Annotated in this window: 13 protein-coding genes and 1 pseudogene; 11 read left to right on the forward strand and 3 right to left on the reverse strand. The window is 65.2% G+C overall.

Annotation, left to right across the window (positions count from 1 at the left end; translation table 11 throughout):
- The first annotated feature begins 74 nt into the window (after nt 1–74).
- From RFM40_RS01200 to amaB, 8 genes are all read left to right on the forward strand, one after another.
- Nucleotides 75–1,265, forward strand: coding sequence for an acyl-CoA dehydrogenase (locus tag RFM40_RS01200; RefSeq protein WP_320224869.1), 1,191 nt, complete (start codon nt 75–77; stop codon nt 1,263–1,265).
- A 105-nt stretch (nt 1,266–1,370) separates the two neighbouring features.
- On the forward strand, nt 1,371–4,721 hold the full coding sequence (locus tag RFM40_RS01205; protein WP_320224870.1) for a transglutaminase family protein: 3,351 nt from the start codon (nt 1,371–1,373) through the stop codon (nt 4,719–4,721).
- 6 nt (nt 4,722–4,727) lie between these two features.
- Nucleotides 4,728–7,139, forward strand: a complete 2,412-nt coding sequence (locus RFM40_RS01210; RefSeq protein WP_320277002.1) for a circularly permuted type 2 ATP-grasp protein — start codon at nt 4,728–4,730, stop codon at nt 7,137–7,139.
- Nucleotides 7,140–8,015, forward strand: coding sequence for a transglutaminase family protein (locus RFM40_RS01215; RefSeq protein ID WP_320224872.1), 876 nt, complete (start codon nt 7,140–7,142; stop codon nt 8,013–8,015). It abuts the gene before it with no gap.
- Between the two features lie 148 nt (nt 8,016–8,163).
- Complete coding sequence (locus RFM40_RS01220; protein ID WP_320224873.1) at nt 8,164–9,255, forward strand: DNA topoisomerase IB; 1,092 nt, start codon at nt 8,164–8,166, stop codon at nt 9,253–9,255.
- 110 nt (nt 9,256–9,365) lie between these two features.
- The gene (locus RFM40_RS01225; protein WP_320224874.1) at nt 9,366–9,740 is read left to right on the forward strand and encodes a YciI family protein; all 375 of its coding nucleotides are present in this window, start codon (nt 9,366–9,368) and stop codon (nt 9,738–9,740) included.
- Complete coding sequence (locus RFM40_RS01230) at nt 9,737–11,011, forward strand: RNA polymerase sigma factor (RefSeq protein WP_320224875.1); 1,275 nt, start codon at nt 9,737–9,739, stop codon at nt 11,009–11,011. Before RFM40_RS01225 ends, RFM40_RS01230 begins: the two co-directional genes overlap by 4 nt.
- A 183-nt stretch (nt 11,012–11,194) precedes the next feature.
- The gene (gene amaB / locus RFM40_RS01235; RefSeq protein WP_320224876.1) at nt 11,195–12,709 is read left to right on the forward strand and encodes an L-piperidine-6-carboxylate dehydrogenase; all 1,515 of its coding nucleotides are present in this window, start codon (nt 11,195–11,197) and stop codon (nt 12,707–12,709) included.
- 54 nt (nt 12,710–12,763) lie between these two features.
- On the opposite strand, the pseudogene RFM40_RS01240 reads toward amaB, so the two are convergent.
- Nucleotides 12,764–13,627 (reverse strand): annotated as a pseudogene (locus tag RFM40_RS01240) (hypothetical protein).
- A gap of 117 nt (nt 13,628–13,744) precedes the next feature.
- Nucleotides 13,745–14,611: a hypothetical protein gene (locus RFM40_RS01245; protein ID WP_320224877.1), complete on the reverse strand. Its 867-nt coding sequence runs from the start codon at nt 14,609–14,611 to the stop codon at nt 13,745–13,747.
- A gap of 295 nt (nt 14,612–14,906) precedes the next feature.
- Between RFM40_RS01245 and RFM40_RS01250 the strand changes: the two genes are divergently transcribed.
- The 3 genes from RFM40_RS01250 to RFM40_RS01260 all read left to right on the forward strand — a co-directional run bounded on the left by RFM40_RS01250 (nt 14,907) and on the right by RFM40_RS01260 (nt 17,428).
- Nucleotides 14,907–15,740 (forward strand): GNAT family N-acetyltransferase, encoded by an 834-nt coding sequence (locus tag RFM40_RS01250; protein ID WP_320277003.1) that lies wholly within the window; start codon nt 14,907–14,909, stop codon nt 15,738–15,740.
- A 118-nt stretch (nt 15,741–15,858) separates the two neighbouring features.
- Nucleotides 15,859–16,629 carry an SDR family NAD(P)-dependent oxidoreductase gene (locus RFM40_RS01255; protein WP_320277004.1) on the forward strand — a complete coding sequence of 257 codons (771 nt, stop codon included), beginning with the start codon at nt 15,859–15,861 and terminating at the stop codon, nt 16,627–16,629.
- Between the two features lie 37 nt (nt 16,630–16,666).
- A complete protein-coding gene (locus RFM40_RS01260) occupies nt 16,667–17,428 on the forward strand; it encodes an SDR family NAD(P)-dependent oxidoreductase (RefSeq protein WP_320277005.1) in 762 nt (253 codons plus the stop codon).
- Nucleotides 17,429–17,462: 34 nt separating this feature from the next.
- Here the strand turns inward: RFM40_RS01260 and RFM40_RS01265 are convergent, their stop codons facing one another.
- Nucleotides 17,463–18,566 (reverse strand): alcohol dehydrogenase family protein, encoded by a 1,104-nt coding sequence (locus RFM40_RS01265; RefSeq protein WP_320277006.1) that lies wholly within the window; start codon nt 18,564–18,566, stop codon nt 17,463–17,465.
- Nucleotides 18,567–18,573 lie beyond the last annotated feature (7 nt).

Here is an 18,573-nt window from a genome sequence, read left to right on the forward strand (position 1 = left end):
CAATTTTGTTTGATTTTTTCCATGTGGAGGCCGATAAGCCGGGCACATCAAAAATATGCCGGGAGACCAAGGTCATGGCCGCCGAGAAGAACGCCTTCGTCTGGAACGATCCCTTCCTGATCGAGGATCAGCTTTCCGAGGACGAGCGGATGGTACGCGACGGCGCGGCTGCGTTTGCCGCCGACAAGCTCGCCCCCCGCATCGAGGAGGCCTATGTCGAGGAAAAGACCGATCCATCGATCTTCCGCGAGATGGGCGAGGCCGGCCTGCTCGGCATCACCATCCCCGAGGAATATGGCGGGCTCGGCGCGAACTACGTGACCTATGGGCTGGTCGCGCGCGAAGTCGAGCGCATCGATTCCGGCTACCGCTCGATGATGAGCGTGCAGTCGTCGCTGGTCATGTACCCGATCCATGCCTATGGCTCGGAGGACCAGCGCAAGAAGTACCTGCCGAAGCTCGCTTCCGGAGAATGGATCGGCTGCTTCGGCCTCACCGAGCCGGACGCCGGATCCGACCCGGGCGGCATGAAGACGCGCGCCGAGAAGACGGCGAACGGCTATCGGCTTTCCGGCTCCAAGATGTGGATCTCCAACGCGCCGATCGCCGACGTCTTCGTCGTCTGGGCGAAATCGGCTGCGCACGACAACCAGATCCGCGGCTTCGTGCTGGAAAAAGGCATGAAGGGGCTTTCGGCGCCGAAGATCGGCGGCAAGCTCTCGCTACGGGCGTCGATCACCGGCGAGGTGGTGATGGAAGGCGTCGAGGTCGGCGAAGAGGCGCTGCTGCCCAACGTCTCGGGCCTGAAAGGGCCGTTCGGCTGCCTCAACCGCGCGCGCTACGGCATTTCCTGGGGCGCCATGGGCGCCGCCGAGGACTGCTGGCACCGGGCGCGTCAGTACGGCCTCGACCGCAAACAGTTCGGCAAGCCGCTCGCCGGCACGCAGCTCTTCCAGAAGAAGCTCGCCGACATGCAGACCGAGATCGCGCTTGGCCTGCAGGGTAGCTTGCGCGTCGGCCGGCTGATGGACGAGGGCAAGATGGCGCCGGAGATGATCTCGATCGTCAAGCGCAACAATTGCGGCAAGGCCCTCGACATCGCCCGCCAGGCCCGCGACATGCATGGCGGCAACGGCATCCAGATCGGCTACCACGTGATGCGCCACGCGCAGAACCTGGAGACAGTCAACACCTATGAAGGCACGCATGACGTGCATGCGCTGATCCTCGGAAGGGCTCAAACGGGTATCCAGGCGTTTTTCTAAGCTGGCAACGCTGCCTAAATTAGGTGCAGCGCAACATCTCTGCTTGGAGATTGGTCTTCATTTGTGTCAGGGTTCGGCGAATGAAACGCCGTTCCTCGGGGCACCATGGCAATTCTGGCAGCCGTCCACCACCTGACTCACTACAAATATGACCGGCCCGTGGTTCTCGGCCCCCAGGTGATCAGGCTGCAGCCGGCGCCGCATTCGCGCACTAAGGTGCTCAGCCATTCGCTGAAAGTCGAGCCGAAGAACCACTTCGTCAACCTGCAGCAGGACCCTTATGGCAACTTCCTCGCCCGCTTCGTCTTCCCGGAGCCGGTAAGGGAACTCAAGATCGAGGTCGATCTCGTCGCCGACATGACGGTCTACAACCCGTTCGACTTCTTCGTCGAGGAGGCTGCCGAGACCTTCCCATTCGACTATCCGGAAGTGATTAGAGAGGACCTCGCCATCTACCGGACGCCGGAGTCGGCGGGGCCGTTGCTGTCGAAATTCTTGCAAAGTATCGACCGCAGCCCGAAGAACACCGTCAATTTCCTCGTCGACCTCAATGCTCGGCTGCAGCGCGAGATCGCCTATATCGTGCGGATGGAGACCGGCGTCTATTCGCCTGAGGAGACGCTTGCAGCGGCCAAGGGCTCGTGCCGGGATTCGAGCTGGCTGCTGGTGCAGATCCTCAGGAATCTCGGCATCGCCGCGCGCTTCGTCTCCGGCTACCTGATCCAGCTTAAGCCCGATCTGGTTTCGCTCGACGGACCGCCCGGAACCTCGGTCGATTTCACCGACCTGCACGCTTGGTGCGAGGTCTATATTCCGGGCGCCGGCTGGATCGGCTTCGACCCGACCTCAGGCCTGCTCACCGGCGAAAGCCATGTGCCGCTGGCGGCGACGCCGCATTACCGCAATGCCGCGCCGATCTCCGGCATGGCGAGCTTCGCCAATGTCGATTTCGGCTTCGACATGCGTGTCGACCGCATCGCCGAGCATCCGCGCATCACCAAGCCGTTTTCGGACGAAAGCTGGGAGGCGCTCGATGCGCTGGGCAACAAGGTCGATGCGGCGCTCGAGGCAGGCGACGTGCGGCTCACCATGGGCGGCGAGCCGACCTTTGTGTCGATCGATGATTTCGAGTCCGCCGAATGGAACACGGCCGCCGTCGGCCCGACCAAGCGCGACAAGGCGGATGAGCTCATCGGCCGACTGCGCGAACGCTTCGCGCCGGGCGGTTTCCTGCATTACGGTCAGGGCAAGTGGTACCCAGGCGAAAGCCTACCACGCTGGACGTTCTCGCTCTACTGGCGCGCCGATGGCGAGCCGGTGTGGCGCGACCCGTCGCTGATCGCGCGCGAGGGCAGCCAATACGCCATCGGGCCCGAGCAGGCCGAAAGCCTGCTCACCGCGATTGCCGGCGAGCTCGGCATCGACAAGACGATGGTCGGCGAAGCCTATGAGGATCCGGCCGAATGGCTGCTCAAGGAGGGCAAGCTGCCGGACAACGTCGATCCGTCGAATTCGAAGCTGGAGGATCCGGAAGAACGCAGCCGCATGGCGCGCGTGTTCGAGCGCGGCCTGACCAAGCCATCCGGCTACGTGCTGCCGGTCCAGCGCTGGAACAGCCAGGCCGCGGGGCAACGCTGGCGTTCGGAGAAATGGAACACCCGGCGCGGCCGGCTGTTCCTGGTGCCAGGCGATTCACCGGTCGGCTATCGCTTGCCGCTTGGCACGCTGCCTTATGTGCCGCCGGCGCAATTCCCCTATATCGTGCCGGTCGACCCTTCGGTGCCGCGCGGAGCTTTGCCGGCGCGCGAGGCCATCCTGCCGGGGGTGCCAGCGGGCGGTGCCGATGAAACGGCGCGACAGCAGGCGGAAGCCTCGTTCACGGCGGCTACCGCCCAGCAGGATCGCGTCGAGCAGCATCTCACCGAAATCGGCGGCGCCGTGCGCACCGCGCTCACCGTCGAGCCGCGCGACGGGCGGCTTTGCGTGTTCATGCCGCCGGTCGAGGCTCTGGAGGATTATCTCGAGTTGGTGGCGGCGGCCGAGAACGCGGCCGAGGCGATCGGCCTGCCGGTGCATATCGAGGGCTATGCACCGCCGCACGATCCGCGCCTCAACGTCATCCGCGTCGCGCCCGATCCCGGCGTCATCGAAGTGAACATCCATCCGGCCGCCAACTGGCAGGAATGCGTCGCCACGACGACCGCGATCTACGAGGAAGCCCGGCAGTCGCGGCTCGGCACCGACAAGTTCATGATCGACGGCCGCCACACCGGGACCGGCGGCGGCAACCATGTCGTGGTCGGCGGCGCGACACCCAACGACAGTCCGTTCCTGCGCCGGCCCGACCTGTTGAAGAGCCTGGTGCTGCAATGGCAGCGGCATCCCTCGCTCTCCTACCTGTTCTCGGGCCTGTTCATCGGCCCGACCAGCCAGGCGCCGCGCATCGACGAGGCGCGGCACGATTCGCTTTATGAGCTGGAAATTGCGCTGGCGCAGGTGCCGCATCCCGACAAGGGCGAGGCGCCCTTGCCGTGGCTGGTCGACCGGCTGTTCCGCAACCTCTTGACCGACGTGACCGGCAACACGCATCGCTCGGAAATCTGCATCGACAAATTGTTCTCGCCGGACGGCCCCACCGGCAGGCTTGGCCTGGTCGAGTTCCGCGGTTTCGAGATGCCGCCCAATGCGCGCATGTCGCTGGCCCAGCAGTTGCTGGTTCGCGCGATCATCGCACGCGCGTGGAAGAACCCGCTCGACGGCCGCTTCGTGCGCTGGGGCACCTCGCTGCACGACCGTTTCATGCTGCCGCACTATGTCTGGGCGGATTTCCTCGACGTGCTGGAGGATTTGAAGCTCAACAGCTTCGAGTTCCGCCCGGAATGGTTCGCCGCGCAGCTCGAATTCCGTTTTCCGTTCTGCGGCGAGGTTAGCCAAGGCGGCGTCAAGCTGGAACTGAGGCAGGCGCTGGAGCCGTGGCATGTGATGGGCGAGCAAGGCGCCATCGGCGGCACCGTCCGCTTCGTCGACTCTTCGGTCGAGCGGCTGCAGGTGAAAACGGAGGGCCTCAATCCGGAGCGCCACGCCGTTGTCTGCAACGGCCGCTTCTTGCCGATGAAGGTGACCGACAGTCGTGAGGTCGCGGTGGCGGGCGTGCGCTTCAAGGCCTGGCAGCCGGCCTCCGGCCTGCATCCGGCGCTGCCGGTCAACACGCCGCTGGTCTTCGACATCTACGACCGCTGGTCGGGCCGCTCTATCGGCGGCTGCGTCTACCATGTCGCGCATCCGGGCGGCCGCAGCTACGATACCTTCCCCGTCAACGGCAACGAGGCCGAGGCGCGGCGGCTGGCCCGCTTCGAGCCGCGCGGTCATACGCCCGGCGGCTATGTGCTGCACGCCGAAGAAGCTTCTGAAGACTTTCCCATGACCCTTGACCTGAGACGCCCGGCGAGACTCTGATCGACCATGGCAAAGGGGAATCAGAAACGGGCGGGCGGCAGGCCGCGGGCGCGAAGCCTGCTGGGGCTCTATCGGCCGATCGACGGCGTCGTCGACGAGATGGTCGACGCCACAGGCAATCCCCGCCCGGCCTGGCGGTCCTTCATCGAAGCGTTGGATGGTCTGGGAGCGGAAACGCTCGGTCAGCGTTTTATCCGCGCCGACCAGTATCTGCGCGATGCCGGCGTCTATTACCGCGTCTATGACAAGGCCGGGGCCAATGAGCGGGAGTGGCCGCTGGCGCATGTCCCGCTGCTGATCGACGAAATGGAATGGGCCGAGATCAGCGCCGGTCTCGTCCAGCGCGCCGACCTGTTCGAAGCGATCCTGGCCGATCTCTACGGGTCGAACCGGCTGATCGAGACCGGCATCTTGCCGGCAGGGCTGATTGCGGCGAGCCCCGAATATCTGCGCCCGGTCGTCGGCGTCCGTCCGGCCAGCGGTCATTTCCTGCACATGGTCGCCTTCGAGCTTGGCCGCGGACCGGATGGCCGCTGGTGGGTGCTGGGGGACCGCACGCAGGCGCCGTCGGGCGCCGGCTTTGCGCTGGAAAACCGCGTCGCCACCACACGCGCTCTGTCCGACATCTATGGCGAGATGCATGTGCACCGGCTTGCCGGATTCTTCCGCCGCTTCCGCGACGCGCTGAACGGCATGGCGAAGGATTCCGGCGGCCGCGTCGCCATCCTGACGCCCGGCCCGCTCAACGAGACCTATTACGAGCATGCCTATATCGCGCGCTATCTCGGCATCATGCTGCTCGAGGGCGAGGACCTGACGGTGTCCGGCGGCCGGCTGATGGTGCGCACGGTTTCGGGGCTGATGCCGATCGGCGTGCTGTGGCGGCGGCTCGATGCCGCCTTTGCCGATCCGCTCGAGCTCAGACCGGACTCGCAGATCGGCACGCCGGGGCTGGTCGAGGCAATCCGCCGCGGCACGATCTCGGCCGTCAATGCGTTGGGTTCAGGCCTGATGCAAACGCGGGCGCTGCTTTCCTTCCTGCCGAGGATCGCGCGAGAGTTGCAGCGCGAAGAGCTCAAACTGCCGAGCATCGCCACTTGGTGGTGCGGGCAGGAGATCGAACGCGACCATGTGCTGGCCAATATCGACCGCCTGGTGGTTGGCCCGGCGCTGTCGACACGGCTCGCTTTCGAGGACGACGGCGCGACGCAGCTCGGTTCGGCGCTTTCGGCAGGGGAACGGGCGGCGCTGATCGCGCGGATCGAAGCCGACGGCGCCGGCTTTGTCGGCCAGGAAGCGGTGACGCTCTCGACTACGCCGGTCTTTGTCGGCGGTGTGCTGGAGCCTCGGCCTGCTAGCCTGCGCGTCTACCTGGCGCGAACACAAGAAGGCTGGACCGTCATGCCCGGCGGCTTTGCCCGCGTCGGCTTCTCGCTCGACCCGACGGCGATCGCCATGCAGCGCGGCGGCCAGGCGGCGGATGTCTGGGTGGTCAGCGACAGGCCTGTCGAACGCGAGACGCTGCTGCCGCAGGAGACTGACGGCTTCACCCGCACCATGCCCGGCAGCCTGCCGAGCCGCGCGGCGGAGAACCTGACATGGCTCGGCCGTTATATCGAGCGCTCGGAAGACACGGTACGCATCCTGCGCGCCTATCATGTACGGCTGGCGGAGACGTCCGACCCCGAGATGCCGCTGCTTGCCGACATCAGGGACTATCTCGAACCGTTCGGCATCGAGGTCGAGCCGGCGATCCCGCTCGGGCTGATCAGCACGCTGGACAGCGCCGTCTACAGCGCTGGCCAGATTCGCGACCGCTTCTCGCCGGACGGCTGGCTGGCGCTGAAGGACCTGTCGAAGACCATCCATCAGTTCGCCGACACCGTGGCACCCGGCGACGATGCGACGCGGGCGATGACCGTGATGCTGCGCAAGCTTGCTGGCTTTTCCGGCCTGCTGCACGAGAACATGTACCGCTTCACCGGCTGGCGCTTCCTGGAGATCGGCCGCCGGCTGGAGCGCGGCATCCAGATCGCCCGCACGCTGGCACGGCTGACCGGAAACGGCGCGCCGGACGGCGCGCTCGACATGATGCTGGAGATCGGCGACAGCGTGATGACCCACCGTCGGCAATATCCAGTGCAGGCCGGGCGGCGCACGGTGATCGACCTTCTGGCGCTCGATCCGCTCAACCCGCGCTCCATTCTGTTCCAACTCGAGCGGTTGAAGGCCGAGATCGGCATGCTGCCGCCCGTCGGCGGCGAGGGACACATGTCGCCCGCGGCGAAAGAAATCCTGCAGCTCAACACGGCAATCGCGGTCATGGAGCCGTCGGACATGACCGTGAAGGTGCTCGACGAACTCGCCAACCAGATCGGCGATCTCTACAACAGCCTCGCCAAGGCCTATTTCGGTTAGATGCTTTACGACGTCAGGCTCCATCTGCATTACGACTATGCCGCTGCCGCCGGCGGCGGCAGGCACCAGGTGCGCGTGCTGCCGCAGACGGTTCCCGGCGTGCAGAGGGTTATCGCCGCCTCGTTGTCCTTCGCGCCGACGCCGGCCGAGCGGGCGGATTTTTCCGATTTCTTCGGCAACAACGTCACCGCGATCGCCTTTCGCGACGCGCATGAGAAGCTCGACATCAGGATGAGCGCGCGGGTGTCGGTCCTGCGGCCGGAACCCGGCCTTGACGTATCGCCGGACATTCACGGCTTGAGGGCGGAACTTGACGCGGTGCGCTCGCTGTCGCCTAGCGCGCCGCATCATTTCCTCGCCGCCAGCGATCACGCCGGCATCGACGCAGCGATCAGCGCCTATGCGCAGGAGAGCCTTGCCGGTTCGGCCGTCGCCACAGCGGTCGATCTCTGCAACCGCATCCACCGCGATTTTGCCTATGACGGCGAGGCGACCACCGTGCAGACACGGGCCAGCGACGCCTTCGCGCTGAAACGCGGGGTCTGCCAGGATTTTTCCCACATCATGATCGCCGGGCTGCGCGGGCTGGGTATCCCCGCCGGCTATGTCAGCGGCTTCCTGCGCACCATTCCGCCGAAAGGCAAACCGCGGCTCGAAGGGGCGGATGCCATGCATGCCTGGGTCAAGGCCTGGTGCGGCCGCGACGCCGGCTGGCAGGAATTCGACCCGACCAACGGCATGCGGGCGAGCAACGACCATATCACCGTCGGGTACGGCCGCGACTATTCCGACGTGGCGCCGATCGTCGGCGTGCTGAAAACCACCGGCGGCCAGGTCGGCGAGCAGGCCGTCGATGTCATCCCGGTCGCTGCCTGAAAGCTGCGTGACCGGCATCGGTCGCGTGGGTTGCTTCTCAAATCGAGATCCGGGCTGCGCGATCGACGGGCTGAGGGTACTCTTTGGGAACGGTGGAACCAGCTGCCTGTTGCGCGGCTTATCTACGGACCAGTTCCTTGGAGCCGTCATGCTGCAACGAGCACAATCGTCCTCCGGCCGCCTGACGGGTGGGGAGGAAATGCAAAGGAACGGCGCGCAAGGTTCCGCCGATCGCGCCTCGCTCAGCTATGTCAGCGACGCCGATCCCGGCATTCGACGCCTGAGGCAAGGCAAGGGATTTCGTTACGTCGGCCCGAACGGGAGCCCGGTGAGCGCGGCGACGCTCGACCGCGTCAAGGCGATCGTCATTCCGCCGGCGTGGACGGATGTATGGATTTCGCCCGACCCGAACGGCCATATCCAGGCGACCGGCCGGGATCAGCGCGGACGCAAGCAGTACCGCTATCACCGGCAATGGACCGAAGAGCGGGACGGTGTCAAATATTCCAGTCTCGTTGCATTTGCCGAGGCGTTGCCCGATCTCCGGAACCAGATCGATGCTGACCTGCGCCGGCATGGCCTGCCGCTGGAACGTGTGGTCGCCTCTGTGGTCTGGCTGCTCGACAACACCATGATCCGCATCGGCAATGCCGCCTATGCCCGCGACAACAAGAGTTTCGGTCTGACCACTTTGCGCGACCGCCATGTCGAAATCACCGGTTCCAGCCTGCGTTTCGCCTTCAAGGGCAAATCCGGCAAGGAGTGGAAGCTGAGGCTGGTCGATCGCCGCGTAGCCAAAATCGTGCGCGGCGCCCAGGACCTGCCCGGCCAGAAATTGTTCCAATATCTCGACGAAGACGGCGATCGGCGGCCGCTGCGGTCGGAGGACGTCAACCGCTACATCCGCGAGGCGTCTGGCTCCGAGTTCAGCTCCAAGCACTTCCGCACCTGGGGCGGCACCATCCATGCGGCAGCGCTGTTTGCGCAGGCAGGGCTTCCAGAGAGCATGACCCAGCGAAAGCGGTTGATGAACAGCGTCGTCGACAAGGTTGCCGAACGGCTCGGCAACACGCGAGCCGTCTGCCGCCAGTGCTATATCCACCCACTCGTCTTCGAGGCGTGGTCGCGAGGCAAACTGCTCAGCGAAATGGCGGAAGCCAACAGGCGAAAGCGTCTTATACCGGGCCTCGACGAGGAGGAGACGCTGGTGCTCAGATGGCTTAAGGCGCGCGGAGCCTGACGAATGGCAGGCGGACAAGGTAAGCCTGTGATCGCCCTACAAATTTTTTTATCGACGTCGTGTCGGGAAGGGTCCTACTGTCTCGTCCTTTGATACGGAAAGGACGCACCATGCTCTATGCCATCCTCTGCTACGCCTCCGAAGACGTCGTCTGCTCCTGGAGCAAGGAACAGGACGACGAGGTGATGGCAAAGCTCCTCAACGTACAGGACAAATACGCCAAGGCGGGCCGGCTGGGGCCTGTGGCGCGTCTCCTGCCGACCACCGCCGCGACGACGCTCCGCAAGGTTAAGGGCGAGTCTATGGTGCTCGACGGGCCGTTCGCCGAGACCAAGGAGCAGTTCCTCGGCTTCTACACGCTCGAATGCCAAGACTTGGATGAGGCCGTCGAGTTCGCCCGCGAGCTCTCCGAGGTCAATCCGAGTGGCGGCTCCTACGAGATCAGGCCAGTCTCCGTCTTCAATCCGACCAAGGTTCCCGCATGACCGAACTTGCCTGGATCAGCAACGCGATCAGCACCGCCCGTCCGCAGGCGATGGGCGCGCTGCTGCGCTATTTCCGCGACCTCGACGCCGCGGAAGAGGCTTTCCAGGATGCCTGTCTCAGGGCACTGAAGAACTGGCCGAAAAACGGTCCGCCGCGCGATCCGGCGGCATGGCTGATCTTCGTCGGCCGCAACAGCGGCATCGACGCGGTGCGCAAGCGCGCCAAGCAGGCGCCGATGCCGGAAGAGGACCAGATTTCCGATCTCGAGGATGCCGAGGGCGATATGGCCGAGCGGCTGGACGGCGCGCATTATCGCGACGACATATTGCGGCTCTTGTTCATCTGCTGCCATCAGGACCTGCCGGCGACGCAGCAGATCGCGGTGGCGCTGCGCATCGTCTCCGGCCTCACAGTCAAGCAGATCGCGCGCGCCTTCCTCGTCGGCGAGAGCGCCATGGAGCAGCGCATCACCCGCGCCAAGGCGCGCATAGCGGACGCCGGCGTGCCGTTCGAGACGCCGGGCGCGGTCGAGCGCTCCGAGCGGCTCGCGGCGGTTGCCGCCATGGTCTATCTCATCTTTAACGAGGGCTACTCGACCAATGGCGGCGAGGCGCCGGCCCGCGTGCCGCTCTGCGAGGAAGCGATCCGGCTCGCCAGGCTGCTGCTCAGGCTGTTTCAGCAGGAGCCGGAGATCATGGGACTGACCGCGCTGCTGCTGCTACAGCATGCGCGCGCGCCGGCGCGCTTCGACGAGAATGGCGAGATCGTGCTGCTCGAGGACCAGGACCGGTCGCTGTGGAGCCGCAAGATGATCGACGAGGGCCTGGCCCTGGTCGACAAGGCGCTGCGCCACCGTAAGCCGGGCCCTTACCAGGTGCAGGCAGCGATCGCAGCGCTGCATGCGCGGGCGGCAACGCCCGAGGATACCGACTGGACCGAGATCGACCTGCTCTACGGTCTGCTCGAGCAGATGCAGCCGTCGCCGGTGGTGACGCTCAACCGCGCCGTCGCGGTGAGCAAGGTGCGCGGTCCGGAGGCGGCTTTAGCCATGATCGAGCCGCTGGAAGACCGGCTGTCCGGCTATTTCCACTTCTTCGGCCTGAAGGGTGGCCTTTTGATGCAGCTTGGCCGTGACGAGGAGGCGCGGGTGGCCTTCGATCGCGCCATCGCGCTTGCCAACACCGCCGCCGAGGCCGCTCATATCCGCATGCATATCGACCGGCTGATCAAGGAAAGCGCCGAGAAGTCGTCGATCCAGAAGGCACACTAACCCCTCCTCCACCGTCTGGCCCAATTTTGCGAGCCGGGCTTAGACCATGCCGGGGTGGCGGTTTTTTCCTGAAACGAGTAATGCCACGCCATCAAAGGCGCCTGGGCGTGCCCAAGGCGCGCCTAGACATGGCGCAAGGCTTCGACGCTCGCCATATCCATGCGGGATTTGAAAGGGACAAAAATGACGATAGCGAAGGAAACGGCCTCACTTCTGGAGAAACTGGGCGTTGCCAAGGATGCGCTTTCCGGCGGCGACCTCATCGCGCGCAGCCCGGTGACTGGGGAACAGATCGCGGCGCTGAAGCAGATTTCGGCGGCCGATGCCGGCAAGGCCATCGATGCCGCGCACAAGGCCTTCCAGGCCTGGCGGCTGGTGCCGGGGCCGAAGCGCGGCGAACTGGTGCGCCTGCTCGGCGAGGAACTGCGCGCGCATAAGGCAGAGCTCGGCCGCCTGGTGTCGATCGAGGTCGGCAAGATCCCGTCCGAGGGCCTCGGCGAAGTGCAGGAGATGATCGACATCTGCGATTTCGCCGTCGGCCTTTCCCGCCAGCTCTACGGCCTGACCATCGCCACCGAACGTCCTGGACATCGCATGATGGAGACCTGGCATCCGCTCGGGGTCGTCGGCGTGATCTCGGCCTTCAACTTCCCGGTCGCTGTGTGGTCGTGGAATGCAGCGCTGGCCTTGGTCTGCGGCGACGCGGTGGTGTGGAAGCCGTCGGAAAAGACGCCGCTGACCGCGCTTGCCTGCGAGGCGATCTTCAAGCGCGCCGCCAAGCGTTTCGGCGCCGACGCGCCGGAAGGCCTGCTCCAGGTGCTGATCGGCGACCGCGCCGTCGGCGAGGTGCTGGTCGACCATCCGAAGGTGCCGCTGGTTTCGGCCACCGGCTCGACCCGCATGGGCCGAGAGGTCGGTCCGCGGCTGGCGAAGCGCTTCGCTCGCGCGGTGCTGGAGCTCGGCGGCAACAATGCCGGCATCGTCTGCCCGACCGCCGATCTCGATATGGCGCTGCGGGCGATTGCCTTCGGCGCCATGGGCACGGCCGGGCAGCGCTGCACGACGCTCAGGCGCCTGTTCGTGCATGAGAGCGTTTATGACGCGCTGCTGCCGCGCCTGAAGAAGGCATATCAGAGCGTCTCGGTCGGCAATCCGCTGGAGACGTCGGCGCTGGTCGGCCCGCTGATCGACAAGGCCGCTTTCGACAACATGCAGAAGGCGCTCAAGGAGGCGCAAGCGCATGGCGGCAAGGTCACCGGCGGCGCACGGTTCGAGAATGGCCACGCGGAAGCCTACTATGTGCATCCGGCGCTGGTCGAGATGCCTGCCCAAGTCTCGCCGGTGACGGAGGAGACTTTCGCACCGATCCTCTATGTGATGAAGTACTCCGATTTCGATGAGGCGCTCGACCTGCACAATGCAGTCGGCGCCGGCCTGTCGTCGTCGATTTTCACGCGTGACCTGCAGGAATCCGAGCGCTTCCTGGGCGTCGACGGCTCGGACTGCGGCATCGCCAACGTCAATATCGGCACCTCGGGCGCCGAGATCGGCGGCGCGTTCGGCGGCGAGAAGGAGACCGGCGGCGGCCGCGAGAGCGGCTCGGATGCCTGGAAGGCCTATATGCGCCGGGCCACCAACACGGTGAACTTCTCCAAGGCGCTGCCGTTGGCGCAAGGCGTCTCCTTCGACATCGACTGAGGATGCAAGCACGGTTGGAGCGGATCAGCCTTGGCAGTGCGGATCCGCTCCAAGTCAGTTGGCCTCTTTCGCCATGCAAGCGGCGAAGGCCGCGTCGATGATGGCGAGCTTGACCGCCTGCGCCGTCACGTACTCGCCGTAGAACTCGTTCGAGATCCACATCACCGAATGGCCGCGCTGGCCGAGCCAGCCGACGCTGCCGAGCGCCTCGGCGTCACGCAATTTGCGCGCCAGGTGGGTGCGCGACAGCTTCAGCCATCTGGCGAAATCGCCGATCGAGAGGATACCGGTCGGGATATGTTCCCGGCCAACGTCCTCGAGTTCGACGCCGGCTATCAGCTAGTCCATGACGACGCCGCCATTGTTGAGCCAGGTGAACAGCGAGAAGGTCTGTTTCGGCTCGCGCACCGGCACGGACGAGACCAGCCCGTCCGCGATCAGCGGCTGCAGCTGCGCAAGCATTTGCGGCCGTGCCTGGAATGTCGCCAGCCGGTTCGCGCCATCGAGATCGTCAAGCGTCTTGAGATGCATGAGAACCCAACCTGTCAGCTCCACCAATGCCGCGGCCGTTGGTTGCAACGGGCGAATGCGGCCGTCGTCACTGCCAGGCGCATCCACGATGAAATTGTAGTGCTGCTTTTCCTTGATGAAGGCATGGGTGGTGTTGCGGCTGGCCACCGAATGCTGAAGGGTGACGTCGACGAAACGCGCGGCCGTCAGCTCCTTTCGATAGTCGCTGGGGTCCCTGCGGAAATGCAGGGCAAGACCGATATGGGCCATCAGCCAGCGCTGCTGGGTGGCAAAGACCGAGGACGCCCGCGGGTTCCCTTCATAAGCCCGCAAAAGAGCCCGCGCCTGTGCCTGGATGCAAGCGCGCAGCGCAGGATGGCCGGCAATGTCTTCGAAGTTCAGCGCCATCCCCCCAGAATCCGCCAAATATCGCCCTAGCCGGATGCGGATAGCAGTTTTGACCGGCGCACGCCAGTGCAACCGCCGGTTTTGCTGTTTGGGCCTGCGGTGCAGGCGCGGCGGCGCTCAGCTTTCGTCTGCGGGGGGAAAACAGGTTTCGAAGGCCGCGTCGACGACAGCGAGCTTGGCTGCCTGAACGGCCATGTATTCGTCGTAGAACTGTCGCGAAACCCACATGACGGAATGTCCGCGCTGGCCGACCCAGCCGATGCTGCCGAGCGCTTCGGCATCATGAAGCTTGCGCGCCAGATGGGTGCGCGAGAGCTTGAGCCAATGCGCAAACTCGCTGATCGAAATGACGCTGGTCGGTATCTTCTCGAGGTCGGCGTCCTCCGGATCGATGCCAGACATCAGCCAGTCCATGACGATGCCGCCGTTGTTCAGCCAGATAAACAGCGAGAAGGTTTGTTCGGGTTCCCGCACCGGATCGGATGCAAGCAGTCCGTCGCAGATCAACGGCTGCAGCTTCGCCAGCATATCGGGTCGCTCAAGGAAGGTTGCCAGCCGGTTCCCGCCATCGATGCGATCGAGCGTTCTCAAATGGGCATGGATCCAGCTGGTGAAGGTCTCAATGGTGGCCGCGCTCACCCGCAAGGGGTGGGCGCGGCCATCGCCACTCTTCGAAACATATTCGGCGATGTTGTAATGCAGCATTTCCTTGACAAACGCCTCGGCGGTGTTGCGGCTGGCCACTGAATTGCGGCGCACGACCTCGATGAAACGCGCCACCGTCATTTCGGTGCGGCGGTCATTGGGGTCGCGCCTGAAATGAAGGGCAAGCCCGACATGGCCGAGCAGCCAACGCTGCTGGGTGGCAAAGACGGCGGCAAGGCGCGGGCTGGTTTCGTAGACATGAATGAGCGCGCGCGACTGTTCCTGAACATGACGAAGCGCTGCCGGATGACTGGCGATCTCTTCGGCACTCAGCGGCATTTCCTTCGGCACTCCATTCGATTCCAAGCAACGGCAAATGAAGATTCCCAGCCTACGACGGTTGTGTCCAGTTGCCTATTGGAACAACAGCAGATGTTTTGCCACGTTCCTCACTAACCCATTGCATCGGTTCGGAAAAACCCGTTCCAACAATAGTCAGGCCCGTCGCCCGCGCGACACGTGCCTTTCGCCGCACGGGTGAGCGGGCGTCCAAGCATGGCCCTTGCAACCCGCGAGCGACGACCTATCGTGGTGGATCGAGCTCCTTCGGCCGAGGCCGCCGCCGAGTGAAACAATGCCGAGAACGATCCGAACGCTGACCGCCAGCGAGGTGGAAATGCTCGTCGCCTGGGCGGCGGGGGAGGGCTGGAATCCAGGCGTTGGCGATGCCGCCGCTTTTCGGGCGGCTGATCCGGAAGGCTTTGTCGGCGCTTTCGACGACGGCGAAATGGTGGCCGGCATTTCGGCCGTTGCCTATGGCCCGGGTTTTGGCTTCATCGGCCTTTACATCTGCCGGCCCGATCGGCGGGGCGAAGGCCACGGCAGGGCGGTCTGGGATGCCGGCATGGCACGGCTCGGCAACCGCATCATCGGCCTCGACGGCGTGGCCGAGCAACGGGCCAACTACCAGCGCAAGGGGTTCCTACCCGCCTATGGGACCGTCCGCTTCAGCGGGCGCGCCATCGGGCTGGCTGGCGGCAGAGACGTCCTGCCCGTGACGGCCGCCAGCCCGGCCGAGATCCTGGCTTACGACCGCCAATGCTTCCCGGCGCCGCGCGAGACCTTCCTGCGGGAATGGCTGCAGCCGCCCCGGATCGCGCTCGTGTCCGCCGGTCCGGCCGGCATTGCCGGCTATGGGGTGGCGCGCCGGTGCCGGGAGGGTTTCAAGGTCGGGCCACTATTCGCCGACGACATGGACATAGCCCTGGCGTTGGTGGCGGAACTGGCGGGCAGGACAGAGGGCGAAGCGTTGCATATCGACGTGCCGGCCACCCAGGTCGAGTTCACCGCAATGCTTCAAGCGGTCGGCCTGGTCCCAGGCTTCACCACGACCCGCATGTACAAGGGCGGCAAGCCCGGCAATGCGCCGACGAAGGTTTTCGGCATTACGACGCTGGAGTTGGGGTGATCGCGACTCGAGCGGCTTCGGTCTCCCGTGATCATTGTTTATTCGAGGTGGTCCATGCGACATGTCTTCTGGACATGGTTCGCATGTCGTCGCGGCTACGTTTCGTGGAGGTTATCGAATGGCTGGCAGGACGGTCCTGATCGCGGGCGGCGCCGGAGGGATGGGTCTTGCGACCGGACTTCGCCTCGCGGCTGACGGCGAGCAGATCGCGCTCGCCGACCTTCCTGGTCCGAAACTCGACGACGCCGTGGCTAAGATTGCCGCGATAGGCGCCAACGCGATGGGTCTGCCGCTCGACATCCGATCCGTCGCCGCCTGCCGCGAAGTGGTGGATAAGGCCAGCGCGTGGGGAGGCGGCCTGGATATTCTCGTGAACGCCGCAGGCGTGTGGCTCGAGGGACCGGCAAGCGAGGTCCGCGAAGAGCAATGGGACCTTGTGCTGGACGTCAATCTCAAGGGCGCGTTCTTCCTGATTTCAGCAGCGATTCCGCATCTGTCGGCGGCACACGGTGTCGTGATCAACGTCGCGTCCGACGCGGGCATTGTCGGCAACAACGGCGCGGCGGTCTACTGCGCCTCCAAGGGCGGGCTGGTGCTGCTGACCAAGGCGCTTGCCCTGGAACTTGCCCCGCACGGCATCAGGGTCAATGCCGTCTGTCCCGGCGACACGGCGACGCCTATGATCGAGTATCAGGCGACGACCTATGGCGGAAATGACCCGGACGGCTACAAGCGGAAGCTTCTCGGGCATTACCCGCAGGCGGAAAGGGCGCGGTTCATCACCGTGGAAGAGATCGCTTCCTTCATCCACTATCTTTGCCAGCCCGGCGCGGCGCCGATTACCGGGGCTGCGCTTTCGATCGATTTCGGCGTCAGTGCCGGCTACTGAAGCGCGGCGGCATCGGCTTCATCGGCTCGGAGGGTTCATGGTCGTGTTTCGCAAATCCCGCACCGCGCTGGTGACCGGCGCGGGCGCTGCCGACGGCATCGGCATCGCCGTCGCGCGCGCCCTTGGCGATGCCGGGCTCTCTGTCGCCATCACCGCCTCGTCGCAGCGTGTCGAGCAACGCGCCGAAGAGCTGCGGGCGGACGGGCTCGACGTGCGCGCCGTGGTGGCCGACCTGACGCGTTCGGCGGATGTCGCGCGACTATGCTCGCAGGTCGGCGAGATCGACATCCTCATCAACAATGCCGGGATGGGGACGGTTGCCCAGCCGGCGCAGCAGCGGCGATTTCTCGATCTCAGCGAAAGCGACTGGGACCGGGGCATCGATGTCAGCCTGAAGACCGCGTTCTTGAGCACACGCGGATTTTTGGCCGGCATGGTTCGGTGCGGCCATGGACGCGTGGTGAACATGGCTTCGGTCACCGGACCCTACGTCTCCAACGAAGGGGAGGCAGCCTACTCCGCCGCCAAGGCGGGCATGGTCGGGCTGACCTATGCGCTTGCGCTGGAGGTCGGCCGCAGCGGCGTCACCGTGAACGCCGTGGCGCCGGGCTGGATTGCGACCGGCGCCTCGACACCGGAAGAGCTCGTCGCCGCGCAGAACACGCCGCTCGGACGCGCCGGCACTCCGCAAGAAGTCGCAGCCGCTGTCCTGTTCCTGGCCTCCGACGGCGCCAGCTACGTCAACGGCGCCGTTCTGGTCGTGGACGGCGGCAACATCCTGCAGGAGCGCAAAGGCTGACCGCGAAGGTCGAGCCCTCGGCCGCCATCGACGGTTATTTGCTCGTGTTCGCTATCGCGTCCGGCACCACCACCAGCTTGCCGACGAAGTCCTTGCCCATGAAGTCCGTCTGGGCGCGGTGGAAGTCCGACAGTTTGTACACGCCGCCGACCAGAGGCTTGATCTTCTTCTCCTCGATGTAGCGCACGATGCGGCGGAAATCCGCCCGCGTGCCCTGGCTCGAGCCGTGCAGTTGCAGCTGCTTGAGGTACATCGTGCGGAGATCGAGTTGCACCACCGGCCCGGCAATGGCGCCCGCCGTGGTGTAGCGGCCTTCGGGCCTGAGGATCCGCAGCAGGTCGTTGAAGATCGCGCCGCCGACGAGGTCAGCGACCACGTCGATGGGTTGGCCAGCAGTCGCCTCGGCGACGGCGGCCGGCAGATCGGCCACGCCGCGCGTGATCACCTTCTCAGCGCCGATGTCGAGCACCGCCTGCTCCTTGCCCTTGCCGACGACCGCATAGGGAATGGCGCCGCGGGCGCGTGCCAGCTGCACGATGCCGGAGCCGACGCCGCCCGATGCGCCGGTGACCAGAACCCGTTCGCCGGCCTTCAGCGCCGCGCGCTCCAGCATTTGCTCGCCGGTCAGATAGGCGCAGCAGAAGGTGGCGAGCTCGACATCGCTGAGATCGGTGTCGACGACATGCGCATTCTCGGCCGGCAGGGCCTGGTACTCGGCATAACCACCATCGCGGCCATGGCCCATATAGTCGATATCGGCCAGCGAATCGTCGTCGCGGTTGTAGATGGAGAAGTCGACCATCACGCGCTCGCCGATGCGGACGGCAGGCACTCCGTCACCGACGGCGACGATGGTGCCCACCGTGTCGGTGCCCTGGATGCGCGGGAAGGTCAGCGTGTTGGCTTGCCGGCGCCAGGTCGAGACGGCAGCAGCGTCTTCCTCAGTGCCATAGGCGCCCTGGCGCACCCACACATCGGTGTTGTTCATGCCGCAGGCGCTGACCTTGACCAGCACCTCGCCGGCAGCAGGCGAGGGCACCTTCACGTCGGTACGGTAGACGAGCTTCTCCATGCCGCCGTGGCCTGTAAGCTGCACGGCGGCCATCGTTGCGGGGACGGTTCTGGTCATGGCATTCATGTCGCTT

It is taken from the genome of Mesorhizobium captivum (assembly GCF_033977165.1).
In the GTDB taxonomy this organism is placed as follows: domain Bacteria; phylum Pseudomonadota; class Alphaproteobacteria; order Rhizobiales; family Rhizobiaceae; genus Mesorhizobium; species Mesorhizobium captivum.